This window comes from Algoriphagus sp. 10J20-15 (genome assembly GCF_055809615.1).
Genome location: NZ_JBVVUG010000024.1, coordinates 110,533 through 132,492, shown reverse-complemented (window position 1 = coordinate 132,492; position 21,960 = coordinate 110,533). Strand labels below are relative to the sequence as shown.

The following is a 21,960-nucleotide window of genomic DNA, read 5'->3' as shown; positions in this document are numbered from 1 at the left end:
TGTCTCACAGACCTATATAATTCAGCTTAAATGGTCTGTGTGACACAGACCACGGTTATGGATGCTAGCAAACCAATTTATACCCAAATCCTCGCACATTTAGGATCTGGATTTGATCGTCATGCTGAAGTTTTTTCCGAAGCTTAGTGATAAAAACATCCATGCTTCGGGCGTTGAAAAAGTCGTCTGACCCCCAGATCTGAGTAAGAATCAAACTTCTGTCTGTGATCTGATTGGCGTTTTCCAGAAGAATTTTTAGGAGCTGAGATTCTCTTGCTGTGAGGTGGCATTCTTCCTCATTTAGCTTTAAAAGTTGTTTTGTTGGATGAAATTCATATTTCCCAAGACTTAGCCAATCCGATTGATTTTTTCGCAATTGCTGGCGGTCAAGCTGAGCTTTGATCCTCACAATCAGTTCTTCCATACTGAAGGGTTTGCGCACATAATCATTTGCACCTAATCCAAATCCTTTCAACACGTCTTCGGTTTGTGATTTTGAAGTCAAAAAGATAATTGGTGTATAAGGATCAGTTTTCCTGATTTGCTCGGCAAGGGTAAACCCATCTTTTTTTGGCATCATCACGTCGAGTACTAACACGTCTGGTTTGGAGTTTTGATAACTGTCCCAAGCTTGCTGTCCATCGGCACACAACGTGACTATGAAATCCCGGCTTTCCAGACTTTCTTGGATGATCATTCCTAGTGCCATCTCATCCTCCGCTAGTAGAATTCTGACTTTACTCATGGCCAAATCGTAATAAATGAGGTGCTTCTTTCAGAGGATTCCAATTCGATTTTTCCCTCATGTTTTTCAATGATTTTCTTCACATAATACAGGCCAATTCCAAATCCTTTCACGTCATGAAGATTTCCTTTAGGGATTCTGTAGAATTGTTCAAAAACTTTATCTCTTTGATCTGAACTTATATTTCCTCCATTATCCCAGATTCTAATTCTAGTGCTAGCTCCTTGATCCAATGTGATTCTCACTTCATCTCCCCCGTATTTGAGCGCATTATCCAATAGGTTTGAAAGTACATTTTCGAAGTGAAAAGGATCAACGAGAATAGGTGTGACATGCGAAGGCAATACTAACTCTATCTCTTTTTCTGGTTCCAAGGTCTGAAATTTCTGAACCAAGGACCTTAGCACAGCAAGTGGATCGATCTGCTCTTTTTGAAGTATAAATTGATCGGAATCCAAGGTGGCAGTTTCCAGTAGTTTCTCCACCATTAAGTTCAATTTGAGCATTTGGGATTTAGATATACCCAGATACTTTTTGGTCTTTTCAGGATTGTTTTCTGGGTTGAACTGCTCGATTCCTTCGATTGCTGAAAGTGTAGTCGCAATAGGGGTTTTGAATTCATGCGTGATATTTCCTATCAGGTCTTCCTTGATTTCTGCGATTTCCTTTTGGTTTTTGATGGTTTGGTAGAGGTAGTAAAATGCTGCTGAGATAATCAACAAGAAGATAATTGACATCATAATATCAACCATCCCTCGCTTAAGGACAGTTAGAGCGGTGTTTTCAAAATACATCTCCAGCTTTTGACCTCGAGGTAAGAAGGTGGATTTGGAAACTGTAGAAAAAGGCATTTCGGTCAGGGCAGGATAGTTGAAAGAACCTGCTATGGTGTCTTTTTCGTACTGAAGTAGCCCGTAATTTATGTTGATATCCCTGCGGTCTAATTCATCCTTCACCAGTGCACTTATTTTCTCAAAATCAAGAGAATCCCGAGTAATGGAGATAATGATCTGATTTGTGAGCATTTTGAGGTTTCGGATACTGTCGGCTGCATCCAGACCTCGGAATATATTTATGTTTTGGATTTTAGTAGGGTCGATGGTATTGAGTGTGTCGAAGTGTGTTTTAAAGGTTAGATTTTTGGTAGTATCAAATTCCCCGAACCAACTTACAGCAGAAGTGTCTCCAGCTTCTATTTTTTCCAGCGCCTTAATGAGGATTTTGCTTTCCCCAATTTTCTTAAAAAAGTCATTCCCTGTACTGTCAAACTCAGCATTTTCGGTGTTGCGAAGTTTGATCGTAGTGCTCTTGTTCTCGGTGAGCGTAATCACATCTGTTTTAGCCAAATCTGCAAAATATACCTCAAGTGCATTGTCCAAGCTCAGTTGAATTTCAGTAGTTAGTTGAGTTTCGTTTAACCTGAACTGAGTGACATTTCTATAGATCTGCACCCCTATGCTCACTACTAGAGTAAGGGCAATCATAATACCTATTCGCTTGAATTGTAGCTTTTTCACAGTGCTAAAGTAGAGGCTAGGAAATTTAGAAAATCGAATGTTAACACACGTTAACAGTGCTTAACTAAGTTGCAGAGGCAGTTTGTATTGGTTTGTAACAACAAATTTACAGCTATGAACATACGAATTCTATTTCTCGCATTTACCCTGATGGGCTCGATCTTTACCGCCACTGCCCAAGGTTTGACAGGAAGAGCATATTATAAAACTTCCTCCAGATTTAATATTTCCATGGATAGTACCAAAATGGCTCCCGATGTCATTGCGGATCTTCAGAAGCAATTAAAAAAGCAGATGGAACGTGAATACATCCTTACTTTTTCTCAAACTGAATCCAACTGGAAGCAGGTGGAGAGTCTAGGTGCAGGCCCAGCCACCGCATCTTCGGGAGGAGCCAGCATCGTGATCAATACGGGAAATCAGGATAGACTTCTCTATAAAAATGTGGCAGAGCAAAGCTACATTAAGGAAGAGGATTTGATGGGAAAGGGTTTCTTGGTTAAAGACAGCTTGAATACCTATGATTGGGAATTGACCGGTGAAAGCAAGCAGATTGGTGATTATACCTGCCAAAAAGCTACTTATTCGAGGATTGTAGAAAGTAAGACTTTTTCCATGGGGCAGGATGAGATGGAGCTTACAAAAGACACTGTAAATGTGACTGCCTGGTTTACCATGCAAATTCCCGTGAGTCATGGTCCAGATGATTTTTGGGGTTTGCCTGGGTTAATTCTTGAATTGCAAAATAGAGGGGTGACTTATATCGCTGAGCGAATAGTCTTGAATCCAACTGAAAAAGTGCAACTAGAAATCCCTAAAAAAGGACAACTGATCAGTAGTAAGGAATATCAGGCGCTTTCTGAAGAAAAGATGCAGGAGATGATGAAACGCTATTCCGGCAAGCCTGGAAACGGCAATGAAATGGTAATCAAAATCGGGAATTAATCGCTTACAAAAGTCTATCCATGTTATTTGCAAAGCGCTTTTTCGCAATAGGATTTTTTCTCCTGATTGCCTTACCTTCTTTTTCTCAAAATAAAAACCTGATCGGGCAAGTCCTGGACAGTATAAATCAGCCAATTGCCTACGCAAATGTGGTAGCTATCAATCAGAGTACGCAGAAGATCGGCGGATTTGCGATTACGAATGGCGAGGGTCGATTTAAGATAGGGCTGCCGCCTGGTTCGGAATATTTACTTCGAGTTTCCTTTGTAGGGTATAAGCAATTTGAACTGAAGATCAATGAATGGTCTGATCAGGAGCAGATAAAGGTTATTCTCAGTCAGGATGAAACTATGCTGGATCAAGTGGAGGTAGTGACTGAACTGCCCATCACGATGAAAGGAGACACGTTGACTTATAAGACTGATGCATTTACTACGGGGACGGAGCGGAAACTGAATGATGTATTAGAAAAGCTTCCAGGATTTGAGGTAGATGATAATGGAGAAGTGAAGGTCCAAGGGAAAAAGGTAGATAAAGTAATGGTGGATGGGAAGAATTTCTTTGATGGAGATACCAAGCTTGCCACCAAAAACCTTCCGGCAAATGCTGTTGATCGTGTTCAAGTGCTGAAGAATTTCAATGAGGTAGGCCCAGTTCGTGGGTTGGATAATGACGAGACTTTGGCGCTAAATATTCAATTAAAGGATGGGAAAAAGAACTTGGTTTTTGGGGACCTGACAGCTGGGCTCGGGCCTGAGGAGCGCTATTTGGGCCATGCGAATGCTTTTTACTATTCTCCAAAAGTGAATCTCAATCTGATTGCTGATGCAAATAACGTGGGAGAATTGGCTTTCACCCTTCAGGATTACTTTAGGTTCAGTGGAGGATTGGCTGGATTGGCGGGGAAGTCAGGTTCATCACTTAGTATGAGTTCGGACGATCTGGGAATACCAATGGCACAGCGAAATAATGCTTTGGAATTAAAAACTGACTTGGCTGCTGTGAATTTGAATTACACTCCAAATAAGAGATGGCGGCATTCGGGTTTCGTGATCGGTTCGGCTTCCAAGAATAAACTGGGGTCCTCGTCTCAGCGAACGTATTTGCGAACAGATGGAAATAATGAGGAAACACTCACTTCCGCTAACACGGTTGAGAATAAGTCAGGCCTGATGAAATATGCAGTGACATTTACTCCAAAAGAGGAAACGTATGTCAAATACAGCGTTTTTGGAAAGTTAGCGGACATAGCCAATCAGAGTTTTCAGGATTCAGACTTTGGGCAGATTCGCCAGCAAATCAATAGCTACCAAAGTCGGCAGCCTTACACAGTTCAGCAGAAAGGGGAGTGGTTTCATTCACCTTCGGATAAGAGAGTTTTCTCTATGGAGGGCAATTGGGAGAAAAAGTACACCAATCCTCTGTATGATTTGACTACGAATCAAAAGCCTTTCAATGGAATGTTGCCAGTGATGGATAGAGAAACTTACCGCTTTTTACAAAGACAGGATATCAAAACCCGCACCCTGGAAGGAGCTTTCAATTATTACCATATCCTAAATCCCACCAATCATATCAATTGGAGTTTAGGATATTCATCTATTAGACAAGAGCTAGTTGGAAGTTTGGAGCAGGCAGATACAGATGATGAATTGGATTTGGGAGAGTTTGAGAATGATTCCCGCTTTGATTTTCAGGATTTGTATTTAGGAATGACCTACAAGACTAAATGGAAGTCAGTTGTCATAAGTTCTTCACTTTATCTCCACAGATACGCATGGAATGATGTGCAAATGGATGATGAGTTGAGTAATGATAAATTCCTGCTGCTGCCAGGTATGTATGCTAAATGGAGCATCAAATCTAATCGCTCGCTGACTTACCGATTCAGTAGCCAAGCGAATTTCATGGATATAGAGAAGCTCGCGCAAGGGTTGGTGGTATCAGATTACAATTCGATTTTCCAAGGGAATAGACAGTTGGATAATGGCTTGTTTTACACCCAATCCTTGAATTATAACCACTTTGATTTCTTCTCTTCACTTAATTTATTCGGAAACCTGAGTTGGACAAGGAAACATCAAGATTTGGTGAATACCACCGATTTTGCAGGGATTAACAGGATCATGAGTATTCAAAATATTGATCCAGTGAATGAGTCCCTGACGGCTAGTCTTCAGGCTGATAAGCGTTTTCAGTCCTTCAAAATCTCTGGGGGAGGAAACTGGAATAATTATGCTACCAATAGTTTGGTTGATCAAAACTATATCCAAAATAGTCAATTTGCACACTCATATTTTATCAAGTACACCAGTACATTTATGAAAACTGTGGAGGTGGATTTGGGATATACTTGGAATCAGAACTTTTACAATTCTACCAATGCCAAGAATACTTTTAATACGCACTCACCGAAAATTGAAGTGGACTGGGACATCTGGAGTGGTCTGAAATTGAATGCGGATTACACTTACAATGCTTACATGAATAAAGCTTCTGGTACCACCAGTGACTTTGATTTCTTCAATGCTTTCCTCAGCTATCAGGGTAAGTCAAGTCCTTGGGAGTTCAGGCTGACTGTTTGGAATATACTGGATACCCGATCCATTCGTAGAGATAGTTTCACCGAGAATTTGATCAGTACCTATTCTTATTTGGTTCAGCCGAGATATGGCTTGTTTTCTGTGAAGTGGGATATTTAGACAGTTGTTGGGTGTTTGGTGTTGGATGACCGATGTTGGTTTTGAGATGATTTATAAGGGTTTCATTATGAAGCAAGTGACTTCTTGGAGTAATGGCTGAAGTACCAATTCGTTAATTCCCCCATTTTTCAAAGGGATTAGGGGGGGGCACGTACACTATTCTAAAACAGAAAAGGCCGGGAATTCCCGGCCTTTTGAATTGTGGTAGTTTTCTGATTACTCGCTTGCAACCAATTTCACATCAAGCTCTACATCGTCGTAGATCATTTTATCGGCTAGGTTTTCGAAGTAAGATCCTGAACGATATTTAATGTCGTAATGCGTTCGGTCAAAAGTCAATTTGCCAGTGGCTATGATTTTACCGCCATTTACAGCTACTGTAGCAGGAAAATTGACCGGTTTAGTCATGTTTTTGATTGTCAAATCACCAGTGAGCTGGTAGTCTTTTCCATTAGTAGTGGTTGCTTTTGTGATTACAAACTTGGATTTATTATGCTTTTCCACTGAGAAAAAATCATCAGATTTTAGGTGGTCAGTTAACCTTTTGTTGGACCCAGCATCAGTAATATCTTCAACTGTCAAGTTGGTCATATCCATTTCGAAAGTTCCACCGAGAATTTTACCATTTTGGTAATCAAGCGTGGCAGAAGAAATAGGCACTTTACCGTGGTGCTGTCCTGTTACTTTTTTGGCAGTCCAAGTGATTGTGCTTTCTGAAGTGTCAACAGTCGCTACTTCCGGGACTATTGAAAGCGCTGTAAATGCTAATGTGAATAGTAAAGTAAAGATTTTCATATATGGATTTGGTTTGAATGGGATAACACGTAGCACCTGCACGCAAGGTTCTGTGATCGGCTTGTTTAAGACTAATTTATTCAAAAGGCAGAATTTGCTGTTTTCCGGTAGTCTTAACCAAACTATCTGCGGGCTAGAGAAATAGGTTGTCTCATTTTCTTGAGTGTATTACTTATATTTAACTAGACGACTTCTAAAATTATACTTATGAAATATGTACTCTCTATACTTCTCTGCCTTATGACGTTATCAGCTTTTGCACAACTTCAGCCTATAAAATCTGGAGTATTTAAATGGGATGATTTTAAAGTTGTACCGAATGGTGACCGAGTGGGTAGGCCCATATTGGAAGGAGTTTCCACACATTTAGATTACCTGGAGATGCATGCAACTACCCAAAATGTAGGAGCCAAACCTAGTACAGCTCACGCAAACGAGGATATAGAAGAGATAATACTAGTTAAGGAAGGCACGATGAAGGTTACCATAGAAGGAAAGAGCACTATTCTTGGAGCTAATGGAGTGGTCTCGCTGATGCCAAAGCAGATGCACTCCCTTCAAAATGTAGGAACTACCCCGCTTACCTATTACATCATCCGATATAGATCAAAGAAGAAAATGGATGTAGATAGGGGAGTAGCCTCAGGGAATTCGCTGATGATCAACGCTGATTCCCTACCTTACAAATCTACAAGTGTAGGAGGTGTTCGTTCTTATTTTGATAGGGAAACTGCTATGTGCGAAAGACTTGAAATGCATGTCACTACCTTGGATAGAAAAGTAGCGAGTCATGAACCTCATGCTCATGAAGAAACTGAGATTATCCTTATGATTTCCGGTGAAACAGCCCAAATGATCGATGGAAAAGAATACACTGCCAAAGCTGGAGATTTTTATTTCATGGAATCCCAATCTTTTCATGGTATTCGAAACCTCAGCGACGAGCCTACGACTTACTTCGCGTTTAAGTGGAAGTAATTTTGCTTTGTGGAGTAAACTTGAGGGTTAAGCTTCGCTTGTATTGCAGCTTTATTTCCTTTTCATCTAATTCATCGAATCTTAACCGAAATAGTTAAATCGTCAATCTCCTAGATGTGGGAGCTTATCTAATAACTTATTGTAGAAAGTTTTTCCGATAGGAAGCACATCATTTCCGATCTTCAGGGAATACCTTTTCAGGGCATCTCTTTTGAAAATATTTACAAAATAACTTTTGTGGACCTGGAAAAATAGACTTTTCGGGAGCTTATTGAAAATGTCTCTGGAAGTACATCTAAGCGTGTGGAGTTTGCTGTTGCTATAGACATGAGTATATACTCCTTCTACTTTGATCCATTGTATATCCTTAATAAAAAGTCGCTTAAGCCAACCGCTCTCTCTGATAAAAACCTCTTTTTCATACAAATCATCGCTATCAGTTTCCATAGTTGAATTGGGTTTAGATTGATTTATTAGATGAATATCCTCCAAGGAATAGGACTTTGGTTCAAATTTTAAACGTTCTAGTTTTTTATGATTTTTGGTAAGTCTCTCTAGTTCACACTCAAGAATATCTTCATTTATCGCCGTAAAAACCAGAATTGAGATCCTATGGGGTCCGTAATCTAAGAGTGAATCTTCACTTTCAAAAAATGAAGAATGCCTGCTTGTCTTTCCGTTGAGAAAAGGTGACACCTTGTAGAGATGCGCTCTTTCTTCTCCCAAAAAACCTAGAGGGGTATTAAAAGTGGAATTGCAGTAATTCTTTAATAATGAAATTGAGTTTTCAATAGAATTATTGCCTGTAGGATACAAGTAGCTATTAACCATGGCCGATCCATTAAAATTGTAAGAACTCTTCTTTGGAAGATTTACGATCTAAGTGGATTAATCGGATTAGGCTAAGGCGAAATTAGTTTGAAAGTTTATTTATATTTTGAAGCAAGGTATGGTAGTAGTTGCGACCAATAGGGATTTCTATATTGTCAATTTTGACAGCATTGGAGCTGAGTGCTTCTATTTTTTCCATATTCGCTATATATGACTTATGAACTCTAGAAAACTGATTTTCAGGAAGTTTCTTCATTAAGTCTTTGACCGTGTTTCTCAAAGTATATTGTTTCTCCTTTACAAAAATATGAGTGTAGGTTCCTTCCGCTTTGATATAGCTTATATCCGAAATCAGAATTTTTTTTAACCAGCCATTTTCTCTGATAAATAGGTCGGTATTGGTGTTTTTCTGCTGATCGGCAGATTTTTTTAGGTTGACTTTATGTCTCTCCATTGCCAATTCAATGCTGGTTACAAGGGAATTGGATGTGAATGGTTTAGTGATAAAACCATCTGGTTGAATATGATTTACTCTTTTTACTATTTCTTTACCTGAAGCGCTGGTTAGAAAAACTATGGGAAGGTCTATCGTTTGTCTTAATTCTTCAGCTAGTTCTATGCCCGTTTTATTGCCTTTTAGTTTTATATCTACCAATACTAAATCTGGTGAGTTCTCCTCAATGATCGAAAGAGCCGTTTCTGCCTGATCTAATATTTTCACAATATCATATCCTCTAAGGGTTAATATCTCCTTGATATTTTCAGAAAGGTTGAAATTATCCTCAACTAGCAATACTTTAGGTTTTGTATAGAATTGGTCCATTTGTGCTCCCTTTGTTGTTTCATTACTAAAAAAATAAAAAGTAGGAGTATTTCAATACTTTTTATCTAAAATATAAAAATTAAAAATATGGCTTCAGACAAATCTCAACTCACTGTCTTCGAAAATGAAGATTTACTTTTTGATTTAAAGACAGGGAGTATTCTCAAAATAAGTGATCGCTTAAAATTGCATTTTGGGGAAGAGTTTGTATGTCAGGTGCTTAACTTTAAAGATTATGAACGGATAACCAAATCTGATGAAATACAGAATAGAAACTTAGAATTAGCCGGAGACCAGATATTTAATTATACAATCAAGCAGAACGGTGAAAAATTTTATGTGAATGAATTGTTCTGGGTCGATCATGAAAAGCAGAGCTTACACTTGGTTATTAATTTTCATAACAGACAGAATATTTTTGAATTGTCCTATGACTCTATCATGGAGTCTTTAGAAAAAACTGAGAAGCCTGCGATAGTTTTTGATATTGGTTTGAAACGTGTCATCGCGGTAAATTCCACCTTAAAACTTCTATTGCTCCAACCTTTTTCAGAATTAGCATCGGGATTTGTGATCAGTGATTTTTTTGTGAATAAAGAGCAGTATGAATGCGTAATTGATTGGATTAAAAATGGGACGACTTCTTCTACCGTCTTTGAGTCACATCTCTACTTGGGAAAAAAGGAAGGAACTTGGTATGAAATGACTTTATACAAGACTACTCCTGATGATGAAGTTTATATATTCTGTTCTCTCAAAAGTATTTCAGTCCAGAAAGCCACAGAGAAACAACTTCAAAGGACGAATGAACTCCTTTCTAGAGTTGTTGAGGTACAGAGTCATTTTTTATCAAAGCCGGTAGGAGCCAATCCTTATGACCTGTTGTTAAGCAATATTCTGAGTGTAATTGATGCAAAGCTTGGGTTTGTAGGTAAAGTAGACCTAGACACGAAGGGAGCACAGGTGTTAAAAATCCATGCAGCAACAGATATTTCAGGAAATGGACCAGAAGCTTATCAACTCTACCATAAATATGTAAAAGACGATTTCTTATTCAGACATTTTGATAACCTTTTTGGAGCCTGCATAGTTGAATCCAAAATTATTTTGGAAAATAATCCTCCCGCCAATCCTCATACTAAGGGGAAAAAAATTCCAGGTCACCCAACCATGGAGAATTTTTTAGGGGTTCCAATATTTAAAGGGAAGGAAGTAATTGGATTAATTGGACTTGGGAATAAAAAGGGAGGTTTTACAGATCAGGATATAACTGATTTGAAGCCATTTATTTCTACGTATTCGGTTATAATTGACGCATTTAAAACGGAGCAGGATAAAATCAAATTTGAGAAGAATTCTCAGGTGGGAGCTCAAATCTTGGCCACCGTAGCAGATCACAGTCCTGATGTGATTGTTGTATTGAACAATTTATCTGAGTTTGAATTTATTTCGCCTTCTGTGTCACAATTTTTTGATAAAGGGACCAGGGAGGAGGAGATGCACAGGAAAATCAGAGTTCTTTTGAAAAAGACTCTAACTCCAGAATTTAAAATTTCGGATGGAAGATATAGATCAAGATTGAAGTTGTACTTCAAGGACGAGGGTGAATATTGGGTAGAATCAAATTTGAATATTCTTAATGAGAATAATAATCAAAAGATTATCGCAGTGATTAGAGATGTTTCTTCTCAAATGAATTTTGAACAGAGGCTAATCGAATCGCTGAGAAAAGAGAGGCAATTCAATTCCTTTGTGTCTGATTTCATGAATATTGTTTCTCATGAATTTAAAACACCGTTAGCTACCATAATTTCAAGTATGGAGCTATCAAAAATTTACTTGGAGAATTTGGCTGATATTCCGGGTGCTGCTAAGCTTCAAACTCATCATAGGAAAATAGAGGTTGAACTTGATAATCTTCATAAATTGATCTCTAATTCTCTTGATTATGAGCGATTTGTAAATAATAGTCCCGCATTGAAAAAGGAAGAGGTGGAATTCGTTTCTTTTGTCCAAGAGGCCTTGGCAAAGCACGATTACCTGGGGAAAGTAGATTTTATCTCTGAGGTTGAAAATGGAGTGAGAATGGAATGGGATAATTTTTTGATGCATACCAGCCTTATCAATTTGGTAAATAATGCATTGAAATATGGCGGAGTGTCAAAGAAACCGATTGTACGCTTGTTTCAACAGGATAGGATGAATGGAATAGAAGTGAAGGATTTTGGGATAGGAATCCTGGAGGAAGAGCTACCCTATGTATTCACTCCCTTTTTTAGAGGGTCAAATGTAAATGGAGTAGAGGGAACAGGCTTCGGATTAGTCGCGGTTAAGAATTTCGTAGAGATGCATAAAGGTGAGATTAAAATTTACTCAAAACCTGGAAAGGGTACTACTGTAAGACTGCTTTTTGGTATTTAGAAGATTTGAATATCCCTTTTTAGAAGATTTTGGACTTTGTTGTTATCAAACGGTGGATTATTGAAATCTAAAATGCTTAATATGTTATTAAATTATTTATTTTAATTTTTATTTGTAATAAGTTCATGGATAAATGAATTTTAAATATATTTTTTTGTCCCCTGATTTTTTTATTTAACCAGAATGTGGAGGCAATAAGTTACCTTTTTTAAAAATTGCTTAAAGTATATAGATTCCTTCTTGAAGATTTTATTCTAAATGGAAGGTCGTCGGTTAAATATCTGTTTAAAAGTATTTATTGCTCTTATTATCTCTGCGGTACTTGTCTGCCGATCAACTTATGCAAGGACAGAATATGCAACCACGGCAACTTCTATAATCGGAAATAAAACTACTCCATGTGGTGGAATATTTCCGAGTTGCGTACCCACTATATTAAATCGAACTAACGCGCAAAGTGATAATGGGTTATATGCACGTATGTTATCGAGTCCAGGAGCATTATTTGGAGTGGGATCTTATAAGTCAAAAATTCAATTAAAATTTGATTCTACCGTTCCGGCAAATACAATTACCTATATCCGAATTGATGCAGATCAAAGCTTACTACAGTCTCTCCTAGGGGGTAGTCTTGGAGATTTGCTTTCAGGAGTATTAAGTATGGTTTTATTAGGGGAACAAGAGATAGTAATTGAAGCGAGATCGTCTTCAGGCTCAGTAATGGCTGAGAATTCAAGTTTGCTGGGGTTTAATAACGACCTTGTGTGGCTTGTAAATGATGAATTTGGAAATAGCTATTTGGCAATTAGGCCTGATACAGCCTACGATAGAATTTTGATCACAAATCAGTCCAGTTCACTTGTAGGAGGCAATACAGAATACACATTAGACGTCTACCATGCATTTTATTTTGATTCAGATTTATGTGATCCCCAACCCACTTTTACAAGCTTCGACGGTAGTGGAATAACCCTAGACGCAGCTGGGTTAAATCCTTTGGTAGAATCCTTAAGCCTCGCAATTGATGATGATTTGGAAACTACCTTTTCAGAGATATCATTGGGTGTTGTGGGTTTGGCGGGTACTATGGAGCAGAAAATCTACTTCAATTCCCCTGTACAACCTGGCAATGAAGTTTTGATAAGTATGGCTACCGGTCAGTCTTTACTTGATTTAGGGCTTTTGAATTACGTTGAATTAGTCGCTTATTCCAATGGGGTAGAGGTGTCTACCGTCTCTGCGGCTAGTCTCTTGGAATTGGATGTATTAGGTTTATTGGCATCAGATGAATTTTTTCAATTCCCCATTAGTGCTGGAACGAGCACAATAGATGCAGTCGGTATCCGAATGGCATCATTGGTGGATTTGGGTGCTCTTACCGGTAGCCTACAGATCAGTGGGGCAACTGTCAAAGCTATTCGACCGGTAATTGATACACTTCCTGAGGAAGGATTCTATGAAATTTGCTATGGACAAACAGTAACTGTGACCCCAGATAATGCTGCAGGAGGGGATTTGAATTGGTATAGAATAGAATCTAATAATGATGAGACCGCAATAGGAATAGCAGATGCATATACAACTCCTATTGACCTTGCTCCAGGAGACCATGAATTTTTAGTAAAGTCAAATGGACTATCCTGTGCTGGCGAGAGTGAGCCATCTCGATTCAAAATCAAGGTAAAACCTGTTCCAACCCCAGCAAACTACAGTATTGAGCCTTCAGGTAAGCTAGGAATAGATGAAGATGGAAAGTATACCTATTTGGAAGGGGTAAATCCAATGACGCTAAAACCCTCGATTAAAGATCTGCCAACTGATGGTTTTTTCGAATGGTACGTGGATGAAGATATGGCTATACAGATTACAGATGGCTTTGTGATAGATGATGTACTGTTCGAATTGGATGGTGCAGATCTAACCATGACAGGGCTTAAGTTTAGAGATGAAACTGATCCATACAAATTTTATTTGAATTGGATTCCTAATGAAGGATGCATCTCAGATGAGCCTATGGAACTGGATCTGAGTTCAATCGCAAGAATTTTGAATGTTTCTCTTGAGCGTTTCGATGCCAATTTAACATCAATAGGTGAGGTTGATTTGTCTTGGGAATTTTCAAAACAACCTGAAAATAAAAAGGTAATCATTCAAAGAGCCGGTTCAAATCTAGATTTCAGAGAAATCTGGGCGAAAAACTTGAGTGAGGAAGTTACCAATAGGTATTTGGATGAAACCCCTTTAAAAGGAGAAAGCTATTATAGACTGGTTTTGATAAATGAAAATAGTGGGATAGAATTCACTTCTGACTTGCGCCGTGTTTACAATGCCCATGGCCTTTCAAATGCCTATCAGGTGTATCCTAATCAGTTTGAAAATCAATTCACTATAGGAACTAGCTACAGCGAGAGTAAAGAGATATCCTATCAATTGTATTCCGGAAAAGGATCAATTCTTAGAGCTGGAAAAGCAAGAGTAGGTAGGCAAAATACTCTTCGGATCAGTAATTTGGAATCTCACCCGCCTGGTGAATATTTTTTGATCATTATCGACTCGAGTGATAAACACGCAATTCATTTAATTAAAAATTAATGTCGGATCTAATCCTGATTTGATAGCTGTGCCTTATAGAAGGAAAATATATGCTATATGTTTAGCTATTGAACCATGTTGTTTTTCCTTTTTCTTGGAGTTATTGTCTTTTTGATAACAGAAAATTGCAATTAAATAACAGAATGGCAGTATACCTTTTAGAGTCGATATATAATTTCTAATTTTTGTAAAGTTGAAATTATTACTGCTTAAATATTCTCTATGAAGTACAGCTACTGTTATTTTATTATCCTAGTTTTTAAAAGTGCTTTATCCCTGATGTTAGATGTAATGACATCTAATATTAAGGGGTTAATAAAGAGTTACATACACTTTTTATGCTGTTCATTTTTTAATTGTTTGGATCGTTTATTATGCTCTTTTAGTGCAATTGATAATTTTTTTCAACCAGCTTTTTCAATTTCGGGTATTGTGCTCAATAATGTCCTTTATAATCAACCCAATCTATTATTTCAATCGAAAAATTTTAAAACTACAACATATGAAAACTCTCTTTAAATATAATAGTCTGAAATTGAGAGGTATAAGCGCCATACTTAGGTATGGTGTTGCTTTTTTTATATACTCATTAATTGCTGTATGTTTTTTGACAGAGGCCTACGGTCAAACAAAGCAATTTCCCACCCTAGCCACTGAAATCAGTGATGATGATCGGAGCTGTGGTTTGTTTTGTCTTGAGTCTACAGTTCAGGATAAAAATAATGCGTTAAGTGATGATAATCAGTTCGCTAGATTGTATGGCAGCCCAGGGTTCTTAGCGGGTTTAGGTGCATATGAAGGAAGTTTGGAGTTACAATTCCCTTCCACTCTCCCAGCCGAAACTTGGTCTTACGTGAGAATAGGAGCAGATGAAAGTTTGTTACAGGCGCTTCTGGGAGGTAGTCTGGGCGAATTGCTAAGTGATGTACTGGGTTCGGTATTATTGGGTAATCAAGAAATAGAAATCCAAGCAAGGACATCAGGTGGAGCCGTGTTATCCAGAACCAGCACGCAGGGCTTTGATACAGACAGAGTAAGGCTAGTTCAAGATGAGACCGGTGATTATTTTTTGGCGATAAAGCCAGGTGCAGCATATGATAGAATTAGATTGACCAATAGGTCAACGGCTCTGGCAGGTCTAGGCTCTGAATACACCCTTGACGTTTATAATGCATTTTATCTGGATGGGGCAGATGCCTGTGGCGAGTTCAGATTTACTTCTTTCGATGGAGAAGGAATCTCTCTTGATTTGTTGGGTGCTGGAGTCGATAATGCAGAAAATGCGATTGATTCAGACCTGAACTCGTATTCCGAAATCAGCATAGGCACCTTAGGTGTGGGAGCATCCATGTTCCAGTCAGTTTATTACGAAACTCCATCTGCGCCGGAAGACTATTTCAAGGTGAAATTGGGTGTTGCCAATGCAGGTGTTTTGACAGCTGATTTAATTGGTGGAATAGAAGTACGTGCTTATAACGGATCTAATTTAGTCTTTATCCAAAAGCTATCCGGAGGATTGATCAATGGATTGGATGTGCTTGGTCTGCTTCAAAGTGGAAGTACAGTTACCCTTCCTTTTGGTCCAGGAGTAGCTTTTGACAGAGTTACGGTAGGATACACCTCCGTTGTTTCCTTAAATGCCCTTTCCAATTCTCCAATCAGATTATATGATGTGCAGCGTTTCGGGGCTGCCTGTCCAGATCCTGATCCGATTCCTTTGCCTACCGCAACAGAGCCAATGCTCAGCAATAGCAGCTGTGATGCTACGGTATTGGCTTTTGAAAATGCCAATTTCCCACTCAATACTGTTGATGGAAATAACGATACCTATACTACCCTCAGCGCCAGTTCCGGTATTGCATTGGGAGTGGGAGATTATGAGGGATTTGTAGAGTTGGGATTTGATTCCCGGGCTGCAGGTACCTCTTCGTATGTGAGAATAGATTTTGACGAGGAAGTATTGTTAGGCTTACTTGATGGAACTGCCGGAGAGCTTCTGGGCGGAGTAGTAGACAATGTTCTTTTTGGCAGTCACTACTTCACGGTAGAGGTTAAGAATAACGGATCGCAGGTTTTTGAAAGCTCAAGTAACAATGGTTTTTTCAATCAACCAGTCAAAATAGTTCAGGATAAGAACAATCATTACTATGTAGAAGTAACTCCTGAGAGTGCTTATACCAGTATAAGAATTACAGAATCACTTGGTGCAATTGCAGGGCTGGGTGAAGTGCGGAGCATGAATGTTTATCATGTGTGTACTTCAACAGGTTTTGAGCCATGTGAGCAGGCATTTGCTACGTATTCGGAATCGGAAGGTATCAGCCTGGATCTTCTTGGATTAGGAGCAGCAGGGGTAGTTAATGCAGGATTTGCTATTGACGGTGATCCGGCAACTGCTTCAGAGGTAAGTATTGGAGCAGCGGGACTTGGATCCAGCGTTTACCAGTTTGTGAATTTCCATTCTTCATCAGCTCCTGAAGATCACTTCAGAGTCAAACTGGCGATGGAAGGTGGAAATCTGTTGACCGCAGAAATTTTAGGAAGCATAGTTATCAAAGCTTTTGATGGAGATACAGAAGTGTACTCTCAGGGTCTTCGGGATGGCTTGATATCAGGATTGGACTTATTGGGATTACTCCAAAGCGGAGGAACAATTAATCTTCCTTTTGGCCCAGATGTTGTCTTTTGATAGAGTTGCTGTAGGGATCGAATCTGTGGTGAGTGCCAATGTGATTCAGAATCCAGTGAAAATTTTCAGCATAGAAAGATTCAGTGCAGCATGTCCAGATCCAGAGCTGACTGCGCCACCTGAGACTATTCCTCCATTTAACACTTCAGATTGTGCTGCCGAAGTAGTGGACTGGGCAAATACCAATTTCCCACTCAATGCAGTGGATGGGAACAATGATTCCTATGCGGTATTATCTGCAAGTACAGGTACGGCATTGGGACTAGGGGCCTATAGTAGCCATATCGAGTTGAGGTATGCTGCTCCAGTAGCCGCGGGCGAAACATCCTATGTTCGGATAGAATTTGAAAATGACGAGTTGAATGCCTTGTTAGGTGGAAGTTTAGGTTCAGATTTGGCGGATCTATTGGGGTCAGTGGCACTTGGTGATCACTACTTCACCGTCACACCAAAAACTGCCGGTGGAACGGATATTTATACAGCTAGTAGCGCCACAGGTTTTGGTAATCAGGATGTTCGCGTAGTTCAGGATGAATCAGGCAGATTCTACATCGCCTTTACTGCAGATCAAGCCTATCAATCAGTAAGAATTGACCACTACTTAGCTGCACTAATTGGATTGGATAACACGGCTACCATGCACGTCTTCAGCATGTGTAGAGAGACTGAATTTGATCTATGTGAACAAGCTACTTTTACTGATTTTGACGGTTCTGGTATTGCTGTTGATCTATTGGATATCACAAAAGGAGGCGTGTTTAACCCTCAAAATGCCATTGACGGAAACAGTTCAAATTATTCCACAATCAATCTTGGAATTGCTGGAATAGGGGCAACTGTCTATCAAAACATTTATTTCAAAACAAAATCTCAGAACACGGACGCGCTACGAATCAGAGTGCAACTTGACGAACCGGGAATTTTGAATTTGGATCTTGCAGGTTCATACCGTTTGATTCTTTACAATGGCAACGATGAAGTTTACAATGAATCACTTCAGGATGCCTCTGATAAATAACCTGGATCTATTGGGGCTTCTTAATTCAGGCGGAATTCAGGAGCTTTTGATCGAACCGGGAGTGGTGTATGATCGGGTGAGTTTTGGGCTTCAGTCCATTGCCGCAATAAATACCAGTGCACCGATCAGATTGTATGGAATCAGCCGGATTTCCGACGGATGTCCAGATCCTGATGTGGCTGATCCTCCATATTTAAGCCCAGTCTGTGCAGAGGAATTGATTGATGCGTCTTTTGCAGATAATCTTGCCAATCTTTTTGACGGAAACTTTAACAGTTTCGCTACCATCAATTCCAGCGGAGGCGCATTATTAACCGGAATTGGAGCATACTCCGGGCATGTAACTCTTGGATACGGAGACGGTGTAGTAGTACCTGCAGGTACTACATCATACATGAGAATAGATACTGATGCAAGCTTACTGGATGCGCTACTTGGTGGTAGTGTAGGTGGAATATTGAGCGATTTGTTGAATACCGTTGTCCTTGGAGATCATTACTTCACAGTTTCTGCAAATGACACGGGCGGGACGCCACTTTTCACTGCAAGCAGTGATAATAGTTTTGCCGGATTTAATGATCAGGTGAAAATCGTTCAGGATGCACTTGGAAGATACTATTTGGCTATTACGCCAAATGCAGCTTACAATAGCATAACTGTGGAAGATCATACTGCCGGAGGATTGTTCGGTGAAGACAACAGCATCAATATCTATGGTTTTTGCTACGATACAGGTGCGGAAGCTTGTGCAACAGGGTTTACTACATCTTTTGATGGTTCTGGGATTACGGTTGATGCAGGTTCAATTGGTAGCTATGGAGTTACCAATGCGGAACGCGCTCTTGATAATAATAACAATGACGATTATTCCGAAATCAGCTTAGGCACCCTAGGAGTAGCCGGTTCTATCCAGCAGAACATACAGTTTAGACAGACGATTCCTGCAGGAGGGGCATTTAAAATCAAACTTGGAGTTGGGGCTGGTGTATTGGATGCAGATGTCTTTGGAAGAATCGATGTAGTTGGATACTTAGATGGGGTAGAGGTTTATGATGAGACTCTGGAAAATGCAGTTCTAGGGAATGTGAATCTGGTTGATTTATTCAACAACGGAGCCAATGAAGAAATCCGTATTTCCCCAGGTGTGGCTGTTGATGAAGTAGCAATTCGCTTAAGATCATTGGTTTCAGTCACTGCTGTACCGAACGTTCGCTTGTATTATATTCTTCAGGATTGTGAAACTCCTGATTTCCAGGCTTGGGAAAGCTATGTCATAGATGGAAATCCTTCATTGACTTCAGTTTCAGGTGGTGAAACAATAGTGTATACTATCCATGTGAGAAATACAGGGACTGTTCCTATGACAGATTACCTGATTACTGATGCTATTCCTGCTAATACTACTTATGTAAGTGGTGGTGTTGAAAATGGGGGCGTTGTCACTTTTGAAAATCTGAATATTGCTCCAGGAGAAACAGTCACAGTAAGTTTCACTGTATTGGTGGATGAAAATCTGACCGATGTAGAATTTGTTTCCAATGTAGCCCTGGTTAAATCCCTTCCGGAAGATCCAGGAGTTGAAACATATCCGGCATTGGACAATGAAAACCCAACCGATCCGGATGAGAGTGGAGATACTGGAACAGAAATTCCGGTTGACGCTATTTTCTCAGCAGAACTCTGGAAAGCAGTTACAGTAGATGGCGATGCCAATGTCACAGCCGTAAGCGGTGGCGAGACCTTGAACTATACCATATTTATTAGAAATACCGGAAATCAAGACTTGACAGATGTGTCTATTTCAGATGCACTACCAACTGGAATTACGTACGTTTCCGGAGGTGCTTTAGTGGGAAATGAGGTTAACTTCTCATTGCCTGGATTGGCAGTAGGAGCTACTTCCACTGTAGGTTCATTCACTGCAACAGTAGATGCTGACCTTACTGGAATAGATGAAATCATCAATATTGCAGTTGCCAATTCCGCAGATTTACCAGCTCCAATTGAATCCTATCCTCCGCTGGACAACAGCAATCCTACCGAACCGGATACGGCAGCTGATCCTGGGACAGTGTTGGATGTTACGCCTGTTCATGCGATTGAATTTGATAAAATTGGTTTGAGTAATAATGCTGATTCTGATGGGAAGGCTATTGTTGGGGATATCATTACTTATACTTTGACAGTCACAAATACTGGCAATAAGTTACTTGCTGATATCTCAGTTGTAGATCAGATCCCGGCAAATACAACAGTTGTTGATAACGGTGGGGGAACTGCAGGTACTGGAACTCTGACTTTTGATATTGCTTCCTTGGCGGTTGGCGCCATGCAGGAGTTTACTTTTACCGTTCAAGTAGATGCTGTAACAGGTTCAGATCCAATCGTAAATAATGCAGAGGCATTTTATACAGATGAAGTTGGCGGAAATGCATCAGAGACAGCTCAGCATTCCATGCCAACTGATTGTATGGTGATAGATGCCGGTGATATTACCCTGACAGCTGATCAAAGTGCAATCTGTGTTGGAGAATCCACCATTTTGCATGCGAGTCTAAACGGAATCAGTATTCCAAATCCTGAATTCAGATGGTATCTGGATGCAAGTTTGACAGGAGCGTATTTCGCAGGAGCTGATTATGAAGTGAGTCCTACAGCCTCGACCACTTATTATGTGACGGTGGTAGCAGAAGGTTATTGTTTCAGCACACCTGTCTGCAACTACCTCAATCACCGTAAACGAGCTTCCAGATGTGCCATCTACAAGTTCTGATATTACAATTTCAGAAGGATTTGGAACTGTGCTTACCGCTTCCATTGATCCTATGCCAGCAGATGTGGAAATTGTTTGGTATGCAGAAGATGGAGCAGAATTAGCAACAGGAGATTCGTACAATACTGGAATACTTTCAGCTGGAGTCTATACTTATTATGCCGGAGACCAGGAATACAGTTACAGGTTGTTTGTCAATTGACACTACGGCTGTAACAGTTACTGTTGATCCAGTGACGACAGATGGAGAGTGTACGGTAGCGAATGCGCAGAATAACGGTACATATGCCATTTGTGTACTATGTAGTGTTGAAAACCCTGCGAATGCGGTTGATGGTAACATTAATACATATTCAAGATTTGTAGCACCGGTTGCAGTTACGGGAGGAGTTTGGCAGGAACTGATTTTCAACCAGACCGGCGCAGCTGGGGATACAATTGTGATTACTTTGGGAACAGGTGGTTCTTTGCTTGACCTTGGTGTATTAAGTGGACTTTCTTTTGAATCCTATAATGGTGCTGCTGCCAATGGGGATGGTGGAGTAGTTGATAATAATTTGGTTAGTTTGTCTCTGCTTGGAGGTAATAGCAAAGGAGAAGTGAGATTTGTAGCAAGTGGATCATTTGATCGGGTCAGAATTGACTATAGACCATTGCTTGGAGCCTTAGAAAGTGGATGGAGGATTTATCAGGCAGAAATCAATTACCCTGCTCCATCAGCAATCACCGAAGGTGCCGAGGTATGTGTTGGAGAAACTGCCACACTTTCAGCAACACCTGCAGCAGGCACGAGCCTAAGATGGTATGACGCAGAGACAGCAGGAAGCCTGTTGGCTTCCGGAAATAGTTATACCACTCCGGCATTGACCCCGGCCGGCATCAAGACTTACTTCATTGCTGTTGTACGCGGTGGATGTGAGGATCCTATAAGAATTCCTGTAGAGGTAAAGGTCAATCCAGGCGCAAGCGCAGCTGACATTCAGACATCAGGCGACACGATCTGTGAAGGAGATAGCTTCACGCTATCTGCTACCAGCAACACGGTAACCAATCCGGTATTCAGATTCTATCACCAGATGAGGACCTGACCGCTGAGATCACGGACCTGACTGTCAGCCCTGCAACAACGAC

At 40.0% G+C, this 21,960-nt stretch carries 15 protein-coding genes; 10 read left to right on the top strand and 5 right to left on the bottom strand.

Annotation, left to right across the window (positions count from 1 at the left end):
• Positions 1–64 precede the first annotated feature (64 nt).
• Together AC0L6R_RS09800 and AC0L6R_RS09795 are read right to left on the bottom strand one after the other, a co-directional pair.
• Entirely contained in the window at positions 65–745 is a 681-nt protein-coding gene (locus tag AC0L6R_RS09800; protein WP_473271012.1) for a response regulator transcription factor, read from the bottom strand.
• Positions 742–2,262, bottom strand: coding sequence for a sensor histidine kinase (locus tag AC0L6R_RS09795; RefSeq protein WP_473271011.1), 1,521 nt, complete (start codon positions 2,260–2,262; stop codon positions 742–744). The genes AC0L6R_RS09800 and AC0L6R_RS09795 overlap by 4 nt, the downstream gene beginning before the upstream one ends.
• A gap of 114 nt (positions 2,263–2,376) precedes the next feature.
• Between AC0L6R_RS09795 and AC0L6R_RS09790 the strand changes: the two genes are divergently transcribed.
• The gene (locus AC0L6R_RS09790) at positions 2,377–3,207 is read left to right on the top strand and encodes a GLPGLI family protein (RefSeq protein ID WP_473271010.1); all 831 of its coding nucleotides are present in this window, start codon (positions 2,377–2,379) and stop codon (positions 3,205–3,207) included.
• 20 nt (positions 3,208–3,227) lie between these two features.
• Positions 3,228–5,909, top strand: coding sequence for a carboxypeptidase-like regulatory domain-containing protein (locus tag AC0L6R_RS09785; protein ID WP_473271009.1), 2,682 nt, complete (start codon positions 3,228–3,230; stop codon positions 5,907–5,909).
• Between the two features lie 216 nt (positions 5,910–6,125).
• Here AC0L6R_RS09785 and AC0L6R_RS09780 read toward each other — a convergent pair whose 3' ends face one another.
• Positions 6,126–6,788, bottom strand: coding sequence for a YceI family protein (locus AC0L6R_RS09780; RefSeq protein ID WP_473271008.1), 663 nt, complete (start codon positions 6,786–6,788; stop codon positions 6,126–6,128).
• 123 nt (positions 6,789–6,911) lie between these two features.
• Here AC0L6R_RS09780 and AC0L6R_RS09775 point away from each other — a divergent pair, with 123 nt between their 5' ends.
• On the top strand, positions 6,912–7,682 hold the full coding sequence (locus tag AC0L6R_RS09775; protein ID WP_473271007.1) for a cupin domain-containing protein: 771 nt from the start codon (positions 6,912–6,914) through the stop codon (positions 7,680–7,682).
• A gap of 102 nt (positions 7,683–7,784) precedes the next feature.
• On the opposite strand, the gene AC0L6R_RS09770 is transcribed toward AC0L6R_RS09775, so the two are convergent.
• Together AC0L6R_RS09770 and AC0L6R_RS09765 are read right to left on the bottom strand one after the other, a co-directional pair.
• Positions 7,785–8,129, bottom strand: a complete 345-nt coding sequence (locus AC0L6R_RS09770; protein ID WP_473271006.1) for a LytR/AlgR family response regulator transcription factor — start codon at positions 8,127–8,129, stop codon at positions 7,785–7,787.
• A gap of 466 nt (positions 8,130–8,595) precedes the next feature.
• Positions 8,596–9,336: a LytR/AlgR family response regulator transcription factor gene (locus AC0L6R_RS09765; protein ID WP_473271005.1), complete on the bottom strand. Its 741-nt coding sequence runs from the start codon at positions 9,334–9,336 to the stop codon at positions 8,596–8,598.
• A gap of 87 nt (positions 9,337–9,423) precedes the next feature.
• On the opposite strand from AC0L6R_RS09765, the gene AC0L6R_RS09760 reads away from it, so the two are divergent.
• The 7 genes from AC0L6R_RS09760 to AC0L6R_RS09730 all read left to right on the top strand — a co-directional run bounded on the left by AC0L6R_RS09760 (position 9,424) and on the right by AC0L6R_RS09730 (position 21,917).
• A complete protein-coding gene (locus AC0L6R_RS09760; protein ID WP_473271004.1) occupies positions 9,424–11,757 on the top strand; it encodes a sensor histidine kinase in 2,334 nt (777 codons plus the stop codon).
• Between the two features lie 480 nt (positions 11,758–12,237).
• Positions 12,238–14,349 (top strand): hypothetical protein, encoded by a 2,112-nt coding sequence (locus AC0L6R_RS09755; RefSeq protein ID WP_473271002.1) that lies wholly within the window; start codon positions 12,238–12,240, stop codon positions 14,347–14,349.
• A 502-nt stretch (positions 14,350–14,851) separates the two neighbouring features.
• Positions 14,852–17,038, top strand: a complete 2,187-nt coding sequence (locus AC0L6R_RS09750) for a hypothetical protein (RefSeq protein WP_473271001.1) — start codon at positions 14,852–14,854, stop codon at positions 17,036–17,038.
• Positions 17,025–18,056 (top strand): hypothetical protein, encoded by a 1,032-nt coding sequence (locus tag AC0L6R_RS09745; RefSeq protein ID WP_473270999.1) that lies wholly within the window; start codon positions 17,025–17,027, stop codon positions 18,054–18,056. Before AC0L6R_RS09750 ends, AC0L6R_RS09745 begins: the two co-directional genes overlap by 14 nt.
• Positions 18,040–20,829, top strand: a complete 2,790-nt coding sequence (locus AC0L6R_RS09740; protein ID WP_473270998.1) for a DUF7507 domain-containing protein — start codon at positions 18,040–18,042, stop codon at positions 20,827–20,829. Before AC0L6R_RS09745 ends, AC0L6R_RS09740 begins: the two co-directional genes overlap by 17 nt.
• Entirely contained in the window at positions 20,810–21,031 is a 222-nt protein-coding gene (locus tag AC0L6R_RS09735) for a hypothetical protein (protein ID WP_473270997.1), read from the top strand. Before AC0L6R_RS09740 ends, AC0L6R_RS09735 begins: the two co-directional genes overlap by 20 nt.
• Entirely contained in the window at positions 21,021–21,917 is an 897-nt protein-coding gene (locus tag AC0L6R_RS09730) for an immunoglobulin domain-containing protein (RefSeq protein WP_473270996.1), read from the top strand. The genes AC0L6R_RS09735 and AC0L6R_RS09730 overlap by 11 nt, the downstream gene beginning before the upstream one ends.
• The last annotated feature ends 43 nt before the right edge of the window (positions 21,918–21,960 follow it).

What these genes read in the sequence shown, in the direction of transcription:
- AC0L6R_RS09750 (WP_473271001.1), top strand. Translation starts at nt 14,852, where the DNA reads ATGAAAACTCTCTTTAAATATAATAGTCTGAAATTGAGAGGTATAAGC.
- AC0L6R_RS09755 (WP_473271002.1), top strand. Translation starts at nt 12,238, where the DNA reads ATGTTATCGAGTCCAGGAGCATTATTTGGAGTGGGATCTTATAAGTCA.
- AC0L6R_RS09745 (WP_473270999.1), top strand. Translation starts at nt 17,025, where the DNA reads ATGTTGTCTTTTGATAGAGTTGCTGTAGGGATCGAATCTGTGGTGAGT.
- AC0L6R_RS09800 (WP_473271012.1), bottom strand. Translation starts at nt 745, where the DNA reads ATGAGTAAAGTCAGAATTCTACTAGCGGAGGATGAGATGGCACTAGGA.
- AC0L6R_RS09740 (WP_473270998.1), top strand. Translation starts at nt 18,040, where the DNA reads ATGCCTCTGATAAATAACCTGGATCTATTGGGGCTTCTTAATTCAGGC.
- AC0L6R_RS09760 (WP_473271004.1), top strand. Translation starts at nt 9,424, where the DNA reads ATGGCTTCAGACAAATCTCAACTCACTGTCTTCGAAAATGAAGATTTA.
- AC0L6R_RS09765 (WP_473271005.1), bottom strand. Translation starts at nt 9,336, where the DNA reads ATGGACCAATTCTATACAAAACCTAAAGTATTGCTAGTTGAGGATAAT.
- AC0L6R_RS09775 (WP_473271007.1), top strand. Translation starts at nt 6,912, where the DNA reads ATGAAATATGTACTCTCTATACTTCTCTGCCTTATGACGTTATCAGCT.
- AC0L6R_RS09785 (WP_473271009.1), top strand. Translation starts at nt 3,228, where the DNA reads ATGTTATTTGCAAAGCGCTTTTTCGCAATAGGATTTTTTCTCCTGATT.
- AC0L6R_RS09790 (WP_473271010.1), top strand. Translation starts at nt 2,377, where the DNA reads ATGAACATACGAATTCTATTTCTCGCATTTACCCTGATGGGCTCGATC.
- AC0L6R_RS09770 (WP_473271006.1), bottom strand. Translation starts at nt 8,129, where the DNA reads ATGGAAACTGATAGCGATGATTTGTATGAAAAAGAGGTTTTTATCAGA.